Annotated in this window: 12 protein-coding genes; 2 read left to right on the forward strand and 10 right to left on the reverse strand. The window is 60.1% G+C overall.

Annotated elements, in window-relative coordinates; all coding sequences use genetic code 11:
* Positions 1-344: 344 nt before the first annotated feature.
* Positions 345-2,336, reverse strand: coding sequence for a transketolase (gene tkt / locus PGS10_RS06990; RefSeq protein WP_045392025.1), 1,992 nt, complete (start codon positions 2,334-2,336; stop codon positions 345-347).
* Between the two features lie 279 nt (positions 2,337-2,615).
* On the opposite strand from tkt, the gene PGS10_RS06995 reads away from it, so the two are divergent.
* The gene (locus tag PGS10_RS06995) at positions 2,616-3,374 is read left to right on the forward strand and encodes a M48 family metallopeptidase (RefSeq protein ID WP_015703437.1); all 759 of its coding nucleotides are present in this window, start codon (positions 2,616-2,618) and stop codon (positions 3,372-3,374) included.
* Between the two features lie 377 nt (positions 3,375-3,751).
* On the forward strand, positions 3,752-5,020 hold the full coding sequence (locus PGS10_RS07000; RefSeq protein ID WP_015958965.1) for an OprD family outer membrane porin: 1,269 nt from the start codon (positions 3,752-3,754) through the stop codon (positions 5,018-5,020).
* A 136-nt stretch (positions 5,021-5,156) separates the two neighbouring features.
* Here the strand turns inward: PGS10_RS07000 and PGS10_RS07005 are convergent, their stop codons facing one another.
* The 9 genes from PGS10_RS07005 to PGS10_RS07045 are packed head-to-tail and all read right to left on the reverse strand — an operon-like array spanning position 5,157 to position 14,571.
* Positions 5,157-6,797, reverse strand: a complete 1,641-nt coding sequence (locus PGS10_RS07005) for a thiamine pyrophosphate-binding protein (RefSeq protein WP_315711415.1) — start codon at positions 6,795-6,797, stop codon at positions 5,157-5,159.
* A gap of 13 nt (positions 6,798-6,810) precedes the next feature.
* Positions 6,811-8,280, reverse strand: a complete 1,470-nt coding sequence (locus PGS10_RS07010) for an aldehyde dehydrogenase (protein ID WP_316422639.1) — start codon at positions 8,278-8,280, stop codon at positions 6,811-6,813.
* Between the two features lie 15 nt (positions 8,281-8,295).
* Positions 8,296-9,060, reverse strand: coding sequence for an aspartate dehydrogenase (locus tag PGS10_RS07015; RefSeq protein ID WP_045392036.1), 765 nt, complete (start codon positions 9,058-9,060; stop codon positions 8,296-8,298).
* A 9-nt stretch (positions 9,061-9,069) separates the two neighbouring features.
* Positions 9,070-9,864 carry an SDR family oxidoreductase gene (locus PGS10_RS07020; protein ID WP_316422641.1) on the reverse strand — a complete coding sequence of 265 codons (795 nt, stop codon included), beginning with the start codon at positions 9,862-9,864 and terminating at the stop codon, positions 9,070-9,072.
* Positions 9,848-10,618: an alpha/beta fold hydrolase gene (locus PGS10_RS07025; RefSeq protein WP_032709123.1), complete on the reverse strand. Its 771-nt coding sequence runs from the start codon at positions 10,616-10,618 to the stop codon at positions 9,848-9,850. Before PGS10_RS07025 ends, PGS10_RS07020 begins: the two co-directional genes overlap by 17 nt.
* A gap of 9 nt (positions 10,619-10,627) precedes the next feature.
* Entirely contained in the window at positions 10,628-11,158 is a 531-nt protein-coding gene (locus PGS10_RS07030) for a cupin domain-containing protein (RefSeq protein ID WP_004152888.1), read from the reverse strand.
* 10 nt (positions 11,159-11,168) lie between these two features.
* The gene (locus PGS10_RS07035; RefSeq protein WP_316422642.1) at positions 11,169-12,425 is read right to left on the reverse strand and encodes an MFS transporter; all 1,257 of its coding nucleotides are present in this window, start codon (positions 12,423-12,425) and stop codon (positions 11,169-11,171) included.
* Positions 12,426-12,451: 26 nt separating this feature from the next.
* Positions 12,452-13,648 carry an NAD(P)/FAD-dependent oxidoreductase gene (locus PGS10_RS07040; RefSeq protein WP_316422644.1) on the reverse strand — a complete coding sequence of 399 codons (1,197 nt, stop codon included), beginning with the start codon at positions 13,646-13,648 and terminating at the stop codon, positions 12,452-12,454.
* Complete coding sequence (locus PGS10_RS07045) at positions 13,645-14,571, reverse strand: VOC family protein (RefSeq protein WP_045379551.1); 927 nt, start codon at positions 14,569-14,571, stop codon at positions 13,645-13,647. Before PGS10_RS07045 ends, PGS10_RS07040 begins: the two co-directional genes overlap by 4 nt.
* Between the last annotated feature and the right edge of the window lie 6 nt (positions 14,572-14,577).

Genomic DNA, 14,577 nt, shown 5'->3' on the forward strand with positions numbered 1-14,577 from the left:
AGAGTAATCCAGCAACGCCTTTAGGGGAACCTTACCTGTCGCAAACTGCGACTGATTGATTAATTGTCGAACATTTATACGACTGAAACGCTTCAGCTAGAATAAGCCAAAGTCGGAATAAAAGGAATGTTTGTCCAGAGCAATAAACCAGCTATATGACTTGCGTCACATTTTCTTTGGAATAATTTACAGGGTAGTTACATGTTCGAGGAATAGTGCCTACAAAAAAACCGGGTGGCGAGATAAAGCAAAACGGTAACCCAGGGGTTACCGTTTTTGGTGTTCGCACCCTCTCCTGTGGGAGAGGGTTGGGGTGAGGGCATCAGCCCGCACCGTACCAGCGATTACAGCAGCGCTTTCGCTTTAGCGACAACGTTGTCAACGGTGAAGCCGAACTCTTCGAACAGCTGCTCAGCCGGCGCAGACTCACCGAAGGTGGTCATGCCAACGATGGCGCCGTTCAGGCCCACGTATTTGAACCAGTAGTCCGCGATACCGGCTTCTACCGCCACGCGGGCAGAAACGGCTTTCGGCAGTACGGATTCACGATAGGCCGCATCCTGCTTGTCGAATGCGTCGGTGGACGGCATGGAGACCACGCGCGCCTTCACGCCTTCGGCGGTCAGTTTGTCCCACGCGGCAACCGCCAGTTCCACTTCTGAACCGGTAGCGATGAAGATCAGTTCCGGCTGGCCGGCGCAATCTTTCAGCACATAACCGCCGCGGGCCACGTTTGCCAGCTGCTCTGCGGTACGCTCCTGCTGCGCCAGGTTCTGACGGGAGAGGATCAGCGCGGTCGGGCCGTCCTGACGCTCTACGCCATATTTCCACGCAATTGCGGATTCAACCTGGTCACACGGACGCCAGGTGGACATGTTCGGCGTGACGCGCAGGGAAGCGACCTGCTCTACCGGCTGGTGAGTCGGGCCATCTTCGCCCAGACCGATGGAGTCGTGGGTGTAGACCATCACCTGACGCTGTTTCATCAGCGCCGCCATACGTACCGCGTTACGCGCATACTCGACGAACATCAGGAAGGTGGAGGTGTACGGCAGGAAACCGCCGTGCAGCGCGATACCGTTGGCAATCGCGGTCATACCGAATTCACGTACGCCGTAATGGATGTAGTTACCGGCGGTGTCTTCGTTGATCGGCTTAGAACCGGACCACAGGGTCAGGTTGGACGGCGCCAGGTCGGCAGAACCGCCGAGGAATTCCGGCAGCAGCGGGCCAAACGCTTCGATGGCGTTCTGCGATGCTTTACGGCTGGCGATCTTCGCCGGATTCGCCTGCAGCTTAGCGATGAACTCGTTAGCTTTCGCGTCGAAGTCAGACGGCATTTCGCCTTTCATACGGCGGGTGAATTCGGCAGCTTCCTGCGGGAAGGCTTTGGCGTAGGCGGCAAACTTCTCGTTCCACGCGGCTTCTTTCGCCTGGCCGGCTTCTTTCGCATCCCACTGCGCATAGATGTCAGACGGGATTTCAAACGGAGCGTATTTCCAGCCCAGCGCTTCGCGGGTCAGCGCGATTTCAGCGTCGCCCAGCGGCGCGCCGTGGGAATCATGGGTGCCTGCTTTGTTCGGCGAACCGAAGCCGATGATGGTTTTGCACATCAGCAGGGACGGTTTGTCGGTGACCGCGCGCGCTTCTTCTACCGCGCGTTTGATGGCGTCAGCGTCGTGACCGTCAACGCCGCGCACCACGTGCCAGCCGTAGGCTTCAAAGCGTTTCGCGGTATCGTCGGTGAACCAGCCTTCAACGTGACCATCAATGGAGATGCCGTTGTCATCATAGAACGCCACCAGTTTACCCAGTTTCAGGGTACCGGCCAGGGAGCACACTTCGTGAGAAATGCCTTCCATCATGCAGCCGTCGCCCATGAAGGCGTAGGTGAAGTGATCGACGATGTCGTGCCCTGGACGGTTAAACTGCGCCGCCAGCGTTTTTTCCGCGATAGCCATACCGACTGCGTTAGCGATACCCTGACCCAGCGGGCCGGTGGTGGTTTCCACGCCTGCGGTGTAGCCGACTTCCGGGTGGCCCGGAGTCTTAGAGTGCAGCTGACGGAAGTTTTTCAGTTCTTCAATCGGCAGATCATAACCGGTGAGGTGCAGCAGGCTGTAAATCAGCATGGAACCGTGACCGTTGGACAGCACGAAGCGGTCGCGATCGGCCCAGGACGGGTTCTGCGGGTTATGGTTCAGGAAATCACGCCACAGGACTTCGGCAATGTCAGCCATGCCCATCGGGGCGCCAGGGTGGCCGGATTTGGCTTTCTGTACAGCGTCCATGCTCAGCGCACGAATAGCGTTGGCAAGCTCTTTACGTGAGGACATTTTGACTCCAGTTCGGATGTTATAAGGCCATGCCCTTAACGACTTGACGAGAGCGCGTTTTGGGCTACGCCGGAAAAAAGTGTGAACAATGTAACCCAAGCGACAAAGCATGTACATGGAGCATCCTTTTGCCCATTAAGAAATCTCTGGAACACGTTGTGCTGCCGCGGAATCCACTCGCCCGGATCATGAGATACTATTTATACTTTGCACAGGACGAGGCGGGTCCGTCGTCGCCCATTATTCAGATAAAAAACCATAAGATTGTGGAAGATAAAAATGAAAATTCGCTCAACCCTTCTTGCCTTCGGGATCGCAGCAACATTAACCGGATGTCAGAACATGGATTCCAACGCCCTGCTGAGCTCCGGCGCGGAAGCATTCCAGGCCTACTCTCTTAGCGACGAACAGGTAAAAACCTTAAGCGACCAGGCGTGTAAAGAGATGGACGCCAAAGCCACTATTTCCCCGGCCAGCAGCGAGTACAGCAAACGCCTGAGCAAGATTGCCGCCGCGCTGGGCGATAACATCAACGGCCAGCCGGTCAACTACAAGGTCTATGAAACGAAAGACGTCAACGCCTTCGCGATGGCCAACGGCTGCATCCGTGTTTACAGCGGCCTGATGGACCTGATGAACGATAACGAAGTAGAAGCGGTTATCGGCCACGAAATGGGCCACGTTGCGTTGGGTCACGTGAAGAAAGGCATGCAGGTCGCGCTGGGCACTAACGCTGTGCGCGCGGCGGCGGCCTCCGCTGGCGGCATCGTCGGCAGCCTGTCGCAGTCGCAGCTGGGCGATCTCGGCGAAAAACTGGTGAACTCGCAGTTCTCCCAGCGCCAGGAGTCGGAAGCGGACGACTACTCTTACGACCTGCTGCGTAAACGCGGAATCAATCCATCGGGGCTGGCCACCAGCTTCGAAAAACTGGCCAAGCTGGAAGCCGGCCGTCAGAGCTCCATGTTTGACGATCACCCGGCGTCGGAAGCCCGCGCGCAGCATATTCGCGATCGCATGAAGGCCGACGGCATTAAATAAACGACAGCGGGAGGCATTATCGCCTCCCTTTTTTATATACCCGTAAAAATATTTAGCCGCATCAATTGATAATTTAAGCGCACAAACCGTTAATTATTATCACAGCGCATCACAGCCAATTATTTTATACCCGGCGATTCAGAAATATATTATTTGGTAAATTAAAAAGGTCGCACATTATCTGGCTTTCAGAATCGTCTTTACCCGAATAATAAATAGTCCACCCCTTACTGCCTGGCGCACGGCTCACGCGCCATACAGCCTGTTTCCGGCTGCAATAACTGCTCACACAATGATTGCTTTCGACATTATTTCAGGAGAATATCTGACTGGCAGTGATTCCCATGAATATATCGACAGACAGAGAAGTGCCCTCAGTGAAAAAAGAATTACCATTAATCGCACTTGGCATTATTGCCGCCGCGCCGGCTTTCGCCAGCCAACAATCTACCAGTCAGGGCTTTATTGAAGACAGCCACCTGGATCTCTTTTTACGTAACGCTTATATCAAACGCGATTATCGCGATGGATTGCCGGATAAAGCCGAATGGGGTCAGGGTATTATCGCTACCTTCGAATCCGGCTTCACCCAGGGACCGGTCGGCTTCGGCGTTGACGGCATTGCGCAGTACGCCGTGCGCCTCGACGGCGGTCGCGGCCGCAGCGGCGCGGGCGGTATCGACTTTTTCGCCCAGGATGATGATGGCCGCGCGAAGTCCGATTTAGCCAAATTCGGCGCTACCGCTAAAATGCGCTTCTCGAATACCGTACTCAGCTACGGCAGCCAGCGCCCGATGCTGCCTATCGTCTACGCCGATGACTCGCGGCTGCTGTACGAGAGCTATACCGGTACCATGCTGACCTCAAGAGAAATCGACGGTCTGGAAATTAACGCCGGTTATCTCACCGATCAGCAGCGCAAAAGCGACGATAGCCACAACAGCGGCCTGAAGAGCCTGACCTTTGGCGGCGCCAGCTATCAATTCAACGACCAGCTCAGCGGCGCGCTATACGCTTCTCACGTCGAGGACGTGCTGAATAAGCAGTATCTCGGCCTGAACTACAAGCAGCCGTTCGCCGCCGACCAGCAGCTGATTGTTGACTTCAACGGCTATAACTCGCGCTTAGATCAAGAATATGCCGACGCCAATGACACCGGGCGCAGCAACAGCATCTGGAGCCTGGCCGCCAGCTATATCTGGGATATTCATACCTTTAAAGTCGCGTACCAGCAAAGCAGCGGCAGCACCGGCTACCACTACGGCGGGTATCAGAATCAGGGCGGCGTCGGCGATGGCGGCAACACCATCTGGCTGGCTAACTCCTACTGGTCAGATTTTAACGGCGAGGATGAGCGTTCCTGGCAGGCCTCCTATGGCCTGGATTTTGCCGGACTGGGCGTACCGGGCCTGAGCTGGACTACCGCCTACGTTCGCGGCGATAACATTAAAACCGCCGAGACCAGCAACGGTAAAGAACACGAATGGTTCAACCAGGTGCAGTACCAGGTGCAAAACGGTATGGCGAAAGATTTGAAATTGAGACTCCGCTATTCGGTGCTGCGCGTTTCCAGCAACGCCAGCGACTATAACGTCAGCGGTAATGAAGTGCGGTTCTACGTCGAATATCCGTTTAACGTGTTTTAACCGTGTAATGAACCCTCTCCTGCGGGCCGGCCCTCTCCCGGCGCGCAGGAGCAACCGTCCGGCGCCTTGATTAACCCCCTGTGCCGTGCGGTACCCTCTCCCCGGAAGGGAGAGGGTTGGGGTCACTGGGTTATCATTAATACAGCGTTTTCTGCGGCGGGCCGGCAAAGCGCAGCGCGCCAATCTGGCCCATTTTCACTTCCACCACCGATGGCCCAGGCATCGCCAGCGCTTCGGTCATCACCGCCTGGAAATCCTCAGCGCGTTCCACGCTCCACGCCTGCAGACCAATCGCCTGCGCCAGCAGGGTAAAGTCCGGCGTGTGCAGCTCGTTGTAATACTGGCGGCCGCCAAAGTATTTATCCTGAATACCGCGCATCACGCCGTAGCCGCCATCGTTCATAATCAACAGCGTCACGTTGGCCTTCTCCTGCGCCAGGGTCGCCAGCTCGCCAAGGTTGAGGCTCAGGCCACCGTCGCCGACCAGGCCGACCACTTTCCGTTGCGGATTGGCAATCGCGGTACCCACCGCCATCGGTAGCCCCATACCGATGGCTCCGGCCAGAGAATGGATATTCATCAGCGGGCCGTGAGCGCGGAACAGGCGGCTGCCCCACAGGCTGCCGGAAACGGTAATATCGCGCACCAGAATGCCGTCATCGGGCAGCGCCTGCGCAATCGCGTCATTCAATTTAGCGTAAGCGCCGCACTGGTCGCGCAGCCCCTGCTCCGCCGCCTCTACCGCCGCTTTAAGCTGGCTATCCCAACGCGCATCGCCCCACATCCGGCCCTGTACCCGCGCTGCCAGCGCCGCTAATAGCGCCCGGCAGTCCGCCACCAGCGTGTTGTCCATCAGGTAGTTACGACTAGCCGCCGCCGGATCGATATCAATCTGCACCCTCGGCGTTGGCAGTTCCAGCGTCCACGAGCGCGTTTCGTTGCTGCGCAGCCGGGAACCGGCCACAAGTGTGAAATCACATTGTGAAATCAGCGCTTCAACCGAGGGAGAATTATGAAACGCGCGCAGGCTGGCGCGATGGCTGTCCGCCAAAATGCCGCGGCCGTGGGTACTGGAAATCACCGTCACCCCGGCATCCGCCAGCGTCTTCACCGCCTCAACGCTCTCTAACGCGCCGCCGCCAAGCCACAGCAGCGGCTGCTTCGCCTGCTTAAGCTGCGCCCACAGCGCATCGACCATCGACGCCTCCGGCTCAATCGCCGGAGCGCGTTTCAACGGCGCGGTCAGCAGCGAAAGCGGAATTTTGGCGCTCTGAATGTCGATTGGGATCTCCACCGAGACCGGGCCGCACGGCGGCGTCTGCGCCTCCTGAATCGCCTTATGCAGGATAGCCACCGCCTGGTTGGCGTTGCTAATGCGGTAAGCGCGCTTCGAACTGGCTTTCAGGAAGGTCAACTGATCGCGGGTTTCATGAATAAAACCGGTATCGGCGTCCAGCCAGGCTTTTTCGACCTGTCCGGTCAGGTGCAGCAGCGGCGTACCGGCGTTCATCGCCTCAACCAGCGCGCCGACCGCATTACCCGCGCCCGCGCCGGTGCTGGTCAGCGCCACGCCGAGCCCGGAAAAACGGCCATGGGCATCGGCCATGGTCACCGAGCCCGCTTCGCCGCGCGCCGGAACAAAGCGGATTTTTTCCCGCTGGCCAACGGCGTCGGCGATCGGCAGGTTATGGATAGAAATGACGCCATAAATGGCTTCAACGTGATACTGCTCCAGCGTTCTGGCGATGGCATCGCCGACGGTTATCATTTCGCTCATTGCTCACCCTTTCTCAGTCGCACCAGTGGTTGACGCTATTACCCGTCGCCAGATAAATGCTCTTTTGTTGCATCCAGGCTTTCAGCCCCTGGATCCCTTTTTCGCGGCCCAGACCGCTCTCTTTAAAGCCCCCGAACGGGGTCGAAATGGAGAAAACTTTGTAGGTGTTGATCCACACCGTACCGGCTTCCAGTTGTTCGCTCAGACGCAGCGCGCGGCCGGTATCGCGCGTCCAGATCCCCGCCGCCAGTCCGAAGACCGAATCATTGGCCTCGCGGATCAGCGCCGCTTCATCGCGAAAACGCATCGCCACCAGCACCGGCCCGAAGATCTCTTCCTGGCAAACGCGGGCCTGATTGTTCAGCCCTTCAATAATGGTCGGCAGGAAGTAGCTCCCCGCCGCCAGCGCCGGATCCGCCGGGATCTCGCCGCCGCATAGCACGCTGCCGCCTTCGCGTTTCGCCAGCTCGACGTACTCCAGCACGCTCTGGCGGTGTTTATCGTTGATCAGCGGCCCGACGTGGGTGCCAGCGCTGAACGGATGACCAACCCGCAGTCCTTGGGTTAACTCCAGCAGGCGGGCCATTAATTGCGGATACACTTTTTCATGGACAAACAGCCGCGAGCCGGCAATGCAGGCCTGGCCGCCGGAGCTGAAAATGCCGTAGCAGATGCCCCGCGCCGCCTGTTCGATATCGGCATCTTCCAGCACGATGGTCGGCGATTTACCGCCCAGCTCCAGCGACGCCGGGATCAGCTTTTCCGCCGCTACGTGCGCCAGGTGACGCCCGGTGCTGGTGCCGCCGGTAAAGGAAATTTTGCGTACCTTAGGATGGCGGGCCAGCGCATCGCCGATAATCGATCCTTTACCCGGCAGCACGCTCAGCAGTCCGGCGGGTAAACCGGCCTGCTCGAAGATCTTCGCCAGCTCCAGCGCCATGAGCGGCGTGGCTTCCGCCGGTTTGAGGATCACCGCGTTCCCGGCGGCGATCGCCGGGGCCACCTTCTGCATTTCACTGGCGATCGGCGAGTTCCACGGCGTGATCGCCGCCACCACGCCCAACGGCTCATAGCGGCTCAGGGTCAATAGATCCGCCTGCCGCGGCGTCGGCAGCTCGCCCTCCAGCAACTCGCAGGCGGCGGCAAAATAGCGTGCGGTACCGGCGGCGCTCATCACCAGCCCTCGCGCTTCCGCCAGCGGTTTACCGTTATCGCGGCTCTGCTTTTGGGTGAGCTCATCAACCTGTGCTTCTATCAGATCGGCAACCTTATGCAGGATCTTCGCCCGCTGATGCGGCAGCATCGCCCGCCACGTTGGCTCCCGCCAGGCGCGGTCGGCGCAGTCGATCGCCTCCTGCAAATCATCGAGGCTTGCCGCATGCAGCGCCGCGTTAATAGCGCCATCCGCCGGAAACAGGCTGTGCATTAAATTGCCGCCGCCGCGACGCCACTGGCCGCCGATAAAAATGTCTAATTCGTCCATCTCAGCCTCTCTGCGTTATGCCAGTTCACGGCAGGCGCGTACCGCGCTCAGTGCCGCGAGGGTCGATGTTTTCGGATTGCTGGCGAGCGGCAGACCGCTCAGCTCCAGGTGAAACTCGCCGAACAATCCTTCGGCGTGTAGCGTATGGGTGTTGCGTTGCGTCGCCGGATCGACCATCAGCTGTACTCGGGTCGCGTCAAGGCCGATACCGCCCAGCGCGATGGTTGCCGCCACGTTGGCATTTGCCGGGAATAGCCGCGCCGCCTCGCGGGCGCTGCCTTCGAAGAAAATTTGCGCTTCATTGACCGCGCTGAGGTCGATAAGCTGTTCGGCATAGCTGCCGCGCCAGCTGGCCGGGCTTTTACGCGACTGATAGGTCACTCGTTCAAGACCGCCCTCTTTCGCCGCCGCCAGGCCGTCAATCCCGGCTACTGCGCCAGCCAGCAGCGTCAGCCTTCCGCCCGCCTGGCGTAAACGCTGTTCCAGTTCGCTGTCCGCCAGCGCGCCGGTCGAGATCACCGCCAGATGCCAGCCGCGCGCCAGCACCGCTTCGCCGTACTGCGCGACCGCCTGCTGGCTGGCGCATTCCAGCACCAGATCCGGTGTCTCTTCGCACTGCAGCGGATCGGTAAGCGGCGTCACCGCGTGGCCGAACTGCTGGCGGATCGCCGCATGATGCGATTCGCGGGCGACGATCCAACCCAACGTCACCTGCGGCGGCAGGCGTTCAATCACCGCCTGCGCCATCGCGCCATAGCCGATTAACATGACCTTTTTCATCATCTTTCCTTACAGATGGCGGCAGAAACCGCCGGAAACGTCCAGCGCCGCGCCGGTGGTAAAGGAGGCCAGCGGCGAAGCGAGGAATAGCAACGCCTGTGCCGGTTCCTGCGGTTTTCCGAGGCGCGCCATCGGGATCCCGCGTTTGCGGGCGATTTCGGCGGTCCACTGCGGCCAGCTCTGGCTCTTATCGCTGCGGTTTTCGAAACGGCGCTGCCACTGCCCGGATTCGACCATTCCCAGCAGGATGGAATTCACGCGGATGCCTTTGCCGACCAGCTCTTTAGACAAAGTCAGCGTCATATTGAGCAGCGCGGCGCGGGCGGCTGAGGTGGCAATCATGTGCTCTTCCGGCTGCAGCGCCAGCAGCGAGTTCACGCAGGTAATCGAGGCGATATCCGACTGCTCAAGCTGCGGCTGGAAGGCCTTTACCGGGTTAATCACGCCGAACAGTTTCAGCTCGGCTTCGTGCAGCCAGGCCTCGCGCGGGGTATCGGGGAAGTGGGCGACATAGCCCTGCCCGGCGTTATTAATCAGCATGTCGGCGCCGCCGAAGCGCGCGGCGACCGCATCGGCGAACGCTTCCACTTCCGCTTCGTTCAGTACGTCGCAGCGCCAGGAGAACACCTCGCCTTCTGGATATTCGTTTTGCAACGCCGCATGGGCGCTGGCCAGCCGATCCGGGTTGCGGCCGCAAAAGGCGACCTTCGCCCCTTCGCCCAGCAGCAGGCGCAGCGTTTCAAAGCCGATCCCTGACGAGCCGCCGGTGACTACCGCGACGCGTCCTTCAATTTGTGCATTCATCGCGCACCTCTTCCCCTATGCGTAAAAGCTGTTGATTAAAAAAGGTTTCGTTATCGAGATAGCTGGCATGTCCAGCCTGCGGGATGGCGATGTAAGGGGCGCCGTAACGCAGCGCCACTCCCTGCACCAGCTCCGGTTGGGTAATGGCATCCTGCTCGCCGCACCACACCGAGAGACGACCGCGATAGTCGGCAAGCCAGCGGTGGATGTCGTCATGCGCCAGCATCCAGGCGGCGGCGAGGTAGCCTTCGCTACGCAGCCTGCGCATACCTGCCGCCACCGTCGCCACATCGGCTTCGCGCGCGCCGGGGCGCAGCAGTTTTGCCGCCCGCCCCTGCGCCATCGCCTCGCCGCCCAGCGCTATCTGCTGTTGACGTCCCTGCCAGACTTTTTCCCGCTGTGCGGCTTCCGCCTGGCCGTAGCCCTGCGCGACGTCGGCGAGCACCAGGTAAAGCACCCGCTGCGGGTATTTCGCGGCGAAGGCGGCCGCCACCAGCGCGCCCAGCGAATGGCCGACCAGTACGGTTTGCTCTACTCCAGCGCGGTCCAGCATTCGCGCCAGCGCGTCGGCGTAATCACCGGCATCCGCCGGCACCGCCGCCAGCATCGGGCTTTCGCCATAACCGGGCATATCCCAGGCCAGCACGCGGTAGCCGGGCAGCGCCATCTGTTTATGCCAGGAGGCCGCGCCGGAACTGATGCCGTGCAGCAGCGTCAGCGGAATACCGCTTCCTTGTTCACGAAAACCCGTCATCATCGCCCCTTAGTTACGTTTTACTTTTGCCAGCGGATGATCTTCCGGGTAGGTCGGAATATGCGGCTTATGGGTGCCGAGCATCACGCACATCAGCGCCTCTTCTTCGCCGTGGTTAAACAAACCGCGGTAAATTCCGGGCGGCACCGAGATCAGATCGCGTTCGCGCAGCACGGTTTCGGTATAGTTGTCGCCGTCCTGAATCATCAGGGTGATCTGCCCTTTGAGCATGAAGAACACCTCTTCTACGTCATCATGCAGGTGCAGCGGGCCTTCACATTTGGACGGCAACACCATGGTGGAGAAGGTGAAGTGCTCGGCCGGAACGGTGTTGGTATCACTGGCGACGCCGGTGGCGCCGGTGCCGATGTAGCGCATCTGCGCGCGGCGATATTTCGGGTCGAAATCGGCCTGGAATTTCAGCGCATTCCAGTCGTATTTACGGCCTTCAAAGCGCGCGATACGCGACTCCACCCACTCTTCCATCGTCAGATGGTCAGGTTTCAGACTCTGTTTTGCAGTTACGGTTGAATCAGTCATCGTTTTATCCTCAGTAACGTCTCAGCAGCGGCAGTAACAGGGCGCAGCCCACCGCCGCCATCACCGCCAGAAAAATCAGCCCGGAATCCATGCTATGGGTGAAGGCGATAAGCGCGCCCATCACCGCCGGCGATAAGGCCCCGGCAAAGTTTCCCAGCCCGTTGAAAATCCCGCCCGCCGTGGCGCTGACCCGTGGATGGGTCGCTTTAGCCAGCAGCGCGAAAATGTTTGGCGCGCCGGTGCCCCACATAAAGGTGCTAAAGCTCATCGCCGCAATCACCGGTAACGGCGCGCTAAAATGCATCACCGCCGCCAAACCGATTCCGGCGCCCGCCAGGGAAATAAAGCAGGCGGCGGCGCGCTTATCGACGCGGTCGGACAGCCAGGCGCCGATAATTTCGCCCAGCAGCATGGCGATAAACGGCATCGACGACAGCCAGCCGGCGTGTTCCAGATGAATGCCTTTGCCTTTAATCAGGTAGCCCGGCAGCCAGCCGTTGATCCCCCACAGATAGGCGAGAAAGGCGATATTGAAGATGCAGATCATCCAGAAATGCGGGCTAACGAAGAGCTCGCGCCGCGCGCTGCGGCGCGCTTCCTGCGACGTTTTATCGCTGCCGACTTTCGCCTCCAGCTGCACGCCGCGCAGCCCGATGCGCACAAAAATCAGCACCGGCACCGTCAGCATCGCCATCACGAAAAAGGTGCTCTGCCAGCCGAAGGTATTGAGTAGCCAAATTGACAGCGGGAAACCCAGCGCCGCGCCAACCGGCGTGCCGAGCAGCCACAGCATGGTGGCGCGGGCCTGCAGCCGCTGCGGGAAGGTGTGGCGCACCACGGCGAACGCCAGCGGGAACAGCGGCCCTTCGGCGATGCCCAACAGGATGCGCAGCGTCACCATCAGCGCGTAGTTGTGGGTGAAGCCCATGATCACCATCATGATGCACCACACCACCATCATTCCAGTTAGCAAGCGCAGCGGCGCAATCCGGTCGCCAAGACCGCTTAATAACACTGACGAGAAGCCGTAGCTCAGCAGAAAGGCGCTCATCAAAATACCCAGCCGGGTGGTATCGAAATCGATCCCCATCGCCTGCTGGAAGTGGCTATCGGAAAACAGCGCGGCGATACTGATTTTGTCGAAAAACGCCAGCAGTACGCAGGCCAACAGCGACAGCGGAATGGCCCAACGCACCGCTTTTTCAGGCGTGCGGACGCCCTCGCCACTCGCCTCAGCAGGCGCGGCGTTAGTCTCTAATGTGGTCATTTCTCCCCCTTAAGGGTTCGCGTTAATTATCGCAATGACATCAGCGAGAAAGTCGGGTCAGCGAGCGGGACGTCAGAGAGATCCCTCCCCGCCGCCATCCAGCGCTTCGCCAGCTTCACGGTACGTGCATTATTGAAGGCCACCAGCTGCGTTAAACGTCCATCGGCATTGAGCGAGAAATAGAGCGCGCCCTGCGGCTCGTCACGCACGATGGTACGGCTGCCCGCCTGCGGGATCCCCAGGATCTGGATATTGCGATCGTATTGATCCGACCACAGCCACGGCGCCTCGTCGTAGCCGCTGGCCTGCGGATCGAGCATCGCTTTCGCCGTCGCGATGGCCTGATTTTGCGCAAAGGCCCACGACTGAATGCACAGGCCATACTGATGATGCTGAGCGACATCGCCGGCGGCGAAAATCGCCGGATCGCTGCTGCGTCCCTGGGCATCGACGACAATCCCGCGCTCGACAGCGAGCCCGGCATCGCGCGCCAGTTCCAGATTGAGATCGACGCCGATCCCCACCACCACCGCATCGAAGGTTTCCCGCTGGCCGTCGCAGTGCAGCGTCGGCAGGCCGTTATCATCTTCCAGCTCCAGCGCGCCGCAGCCGCGGCGAATATCAACGCCCTGCCGGCGATGCAACTCATCCAGCGCCAGCGAGACCTCCATACTGACCGAGCGCATGCACAGCGCTGGCTGCTGTTCATAAAGGGTTACGTCTACGCCGCTTTTGCGCGCCGAGGCGGCGATTTCGAGACCAATCCAGCCGCCGCCGACGATCGCCAGCCGCGTTGCCGATGCCAGCCGCTGCTTCAGACGCTGCGCGTCCTGCCAGTGGCGCAGGGTATAGACCTGCGGATGCTGCGCCCAGGCCTCGGACGGCAGGCGCGCGCGGCCGCCGGTGGCGATCAGCAGTTGATCGTACGCCAGCGTTTCGCCGTTGCTCAGCGCCAGGGTTTTATTTTGCCGGTCGATCGATTCCGCGCGCAGCGGGCGGTACCAGCGCAGATCCAGCGCCTGTTGCGCCTCGGCGCTGAATAATCGCGGCAGCGCCGGTTCGGCCTCCAGCAATGCCGCTTTCGACAGCGGCGGGCGCTCGTAAAAATCCCATTGCTCTTCGGCAACCACGCAAATCTCGCCGCTAAACCCTTCATCACGCAGCGTTTTCGCCGCCCAGCCGCCAGCCTGGCCGCCGCCGATAATGACTATCCGCGCCGTCATACCGCCTCCGGTTTTTTCTGCTGGCGACGGGTATCGTGATCGATACCGCCTTCCACCGCCCATTCGGTAAAGGACACGAGTGAATGCTCCAGCTCGCGCGGCTGCCAGTTTTCCGTCAGATAGTCATCGTTGGTGTAGTACTCAAAAGCGCCGCCGGTCGGGCTGTTGACATACCAGAAGTAGGCCGAGGAGACCGGATGGCGGCCGGGGCCGATAAACGTGCTCCAGGCGTTTTTATTCATCGCAATGCCGCCGCCGATCACTTCGTGAATATCACGTACGGTAAACGCGACGTGGTTAAGTCCACGTTTGCGGTTGGGCAACTGCAATAAAAAGAGGTTGTGGTGGCCGCCGCGCACGCCGCAGCGCAGGAACACTGCGCGATTGATATAGCGGTCTGACACCTGGAAGCCGAGCACTTCGCGATAGAAACTTTCTACCGCCGCCAGTTCTTCCACGAAGAACACCACGTGGCCGACGTTAATCGGCTGCGCGCGGTCGTACACCGGGCTCGGGGTGTCGATGCGACGTACATCGCCCCACTGGTTGATCGGCTCGACGTTCAGTTCCACCGCCGTTTGCTGGCTTACCTGCACCCGCAGCGTCATACCGTTAGGGTCGCGGCACTCCAGCGCGCCGTCGATTTCACGGAAAGCGGGCTGACGTTCCAGCTTCGGGCGCAGCGCATCCAGCGCCGCCCGATCCGCCACGCCCCAGGTCATGCGACGCAGGGTGTTGCCCGCCTCAAAGGCTGGCGGCAGGTCGGCGCTATCGGTCGGGTTAAGTTCGACCCGCGCGCCGCTGAGGGTGGTAAACGCGCGGCCGCTGGCGTCGCCGGTCAGGCCAAAATCGCGCATGAATTTCGCGCTGTGGTTCAGGTCGTCTACGCCAAATTCCAGCTTTTCAATTCCGGTAATACTCATTCTTCG

The organism is Klebsiella sp. 141153 (assembly GCF_032601995.1).
In the GTDB taxonomy this organism is placed as follows: Bacteria; Pseudomonadota; Gammaproteobacteria; order Enterobacterales; family Enterobacteriaceae; genus Klebsiella; species Klebsiella aerogenes.

Coding starts and splice junctions, on each gene's coding strand:
- tkt (WP_045392025.1), bottom strand. CDS start 2,336: ATGTCCTCACGTAAAGAGCTTGCCAACGCTATTCGTGCGCTGAGCATG.
- PGS10_RS07005 (WP_315711415.1), bottom strand. CDS start 6,797: ATGAGCGAAATGATAACCGTCGGCGATGCCATCGCCAGAACGCTGGAG.
- PGS10_RS07040 (WP_316422644.1), bottom strand. CDS start 13,648: ATGACGGCGCGGATAGTCATTATCGGCGGCGGCCAGGCTGGCGGCTGG.
- PGS10_RS07015 (WP_045392036.1), bottom strand. CDS start 9,060: ATGAAAAAGGTCATGTTAATCGGCTATGGCGCGATGGCGCAGGCGGTG.
- PGS10_RS06995 (WP_015703437.1), top strand. CDS start 2,616: ATGAAAATTCGCTCAACCCTTCTTGCCTTCGGGATCGCAGCAACATTA.
- PGS10_RS07030 (WP_004152888.1), bottom strand. CDS start 11,158: ATGACTGATTCAACCGTAACTGCAAAACAGAGTCTGAAACCTGACCAT.
- PGS10_RS07020 (WP_316422641.1), bottom strand. CDS start 9,864: ATGAATGCACAAATTGAAGGACGCGTCGCGGTAGTCACCGGCGGCTCG.
- PGS10_RS07010 (WP_316422639.1), bottom strand. CDS start 8,280: ATGGACGAATTAGACATTTTTATCGGCGGCCAGTGGCGTCGCGGCGGC.
- PGS10_RS07035 (WP_316422642.1), bottom strand. CDS start 12,425: ATGACCACATTAGAGACTAACGCCGCGCCTGCTGAGGCGAGTGGCGAG.
- PGS10_RS07025 (WP_032709123.1), bottom strand. CDS start 10,618: ATGACGGGTTTTCGTGAACAAGGAAGCGGTATTCCGCTGACGCTGCTG.
- PGS10_RS07045 (WP_045379551.1), bottom strand. CDS start 14,571: ATGAGTATTACCGGAATTGAAAAGCTGGAATTTGGCGTAGACGACCTG.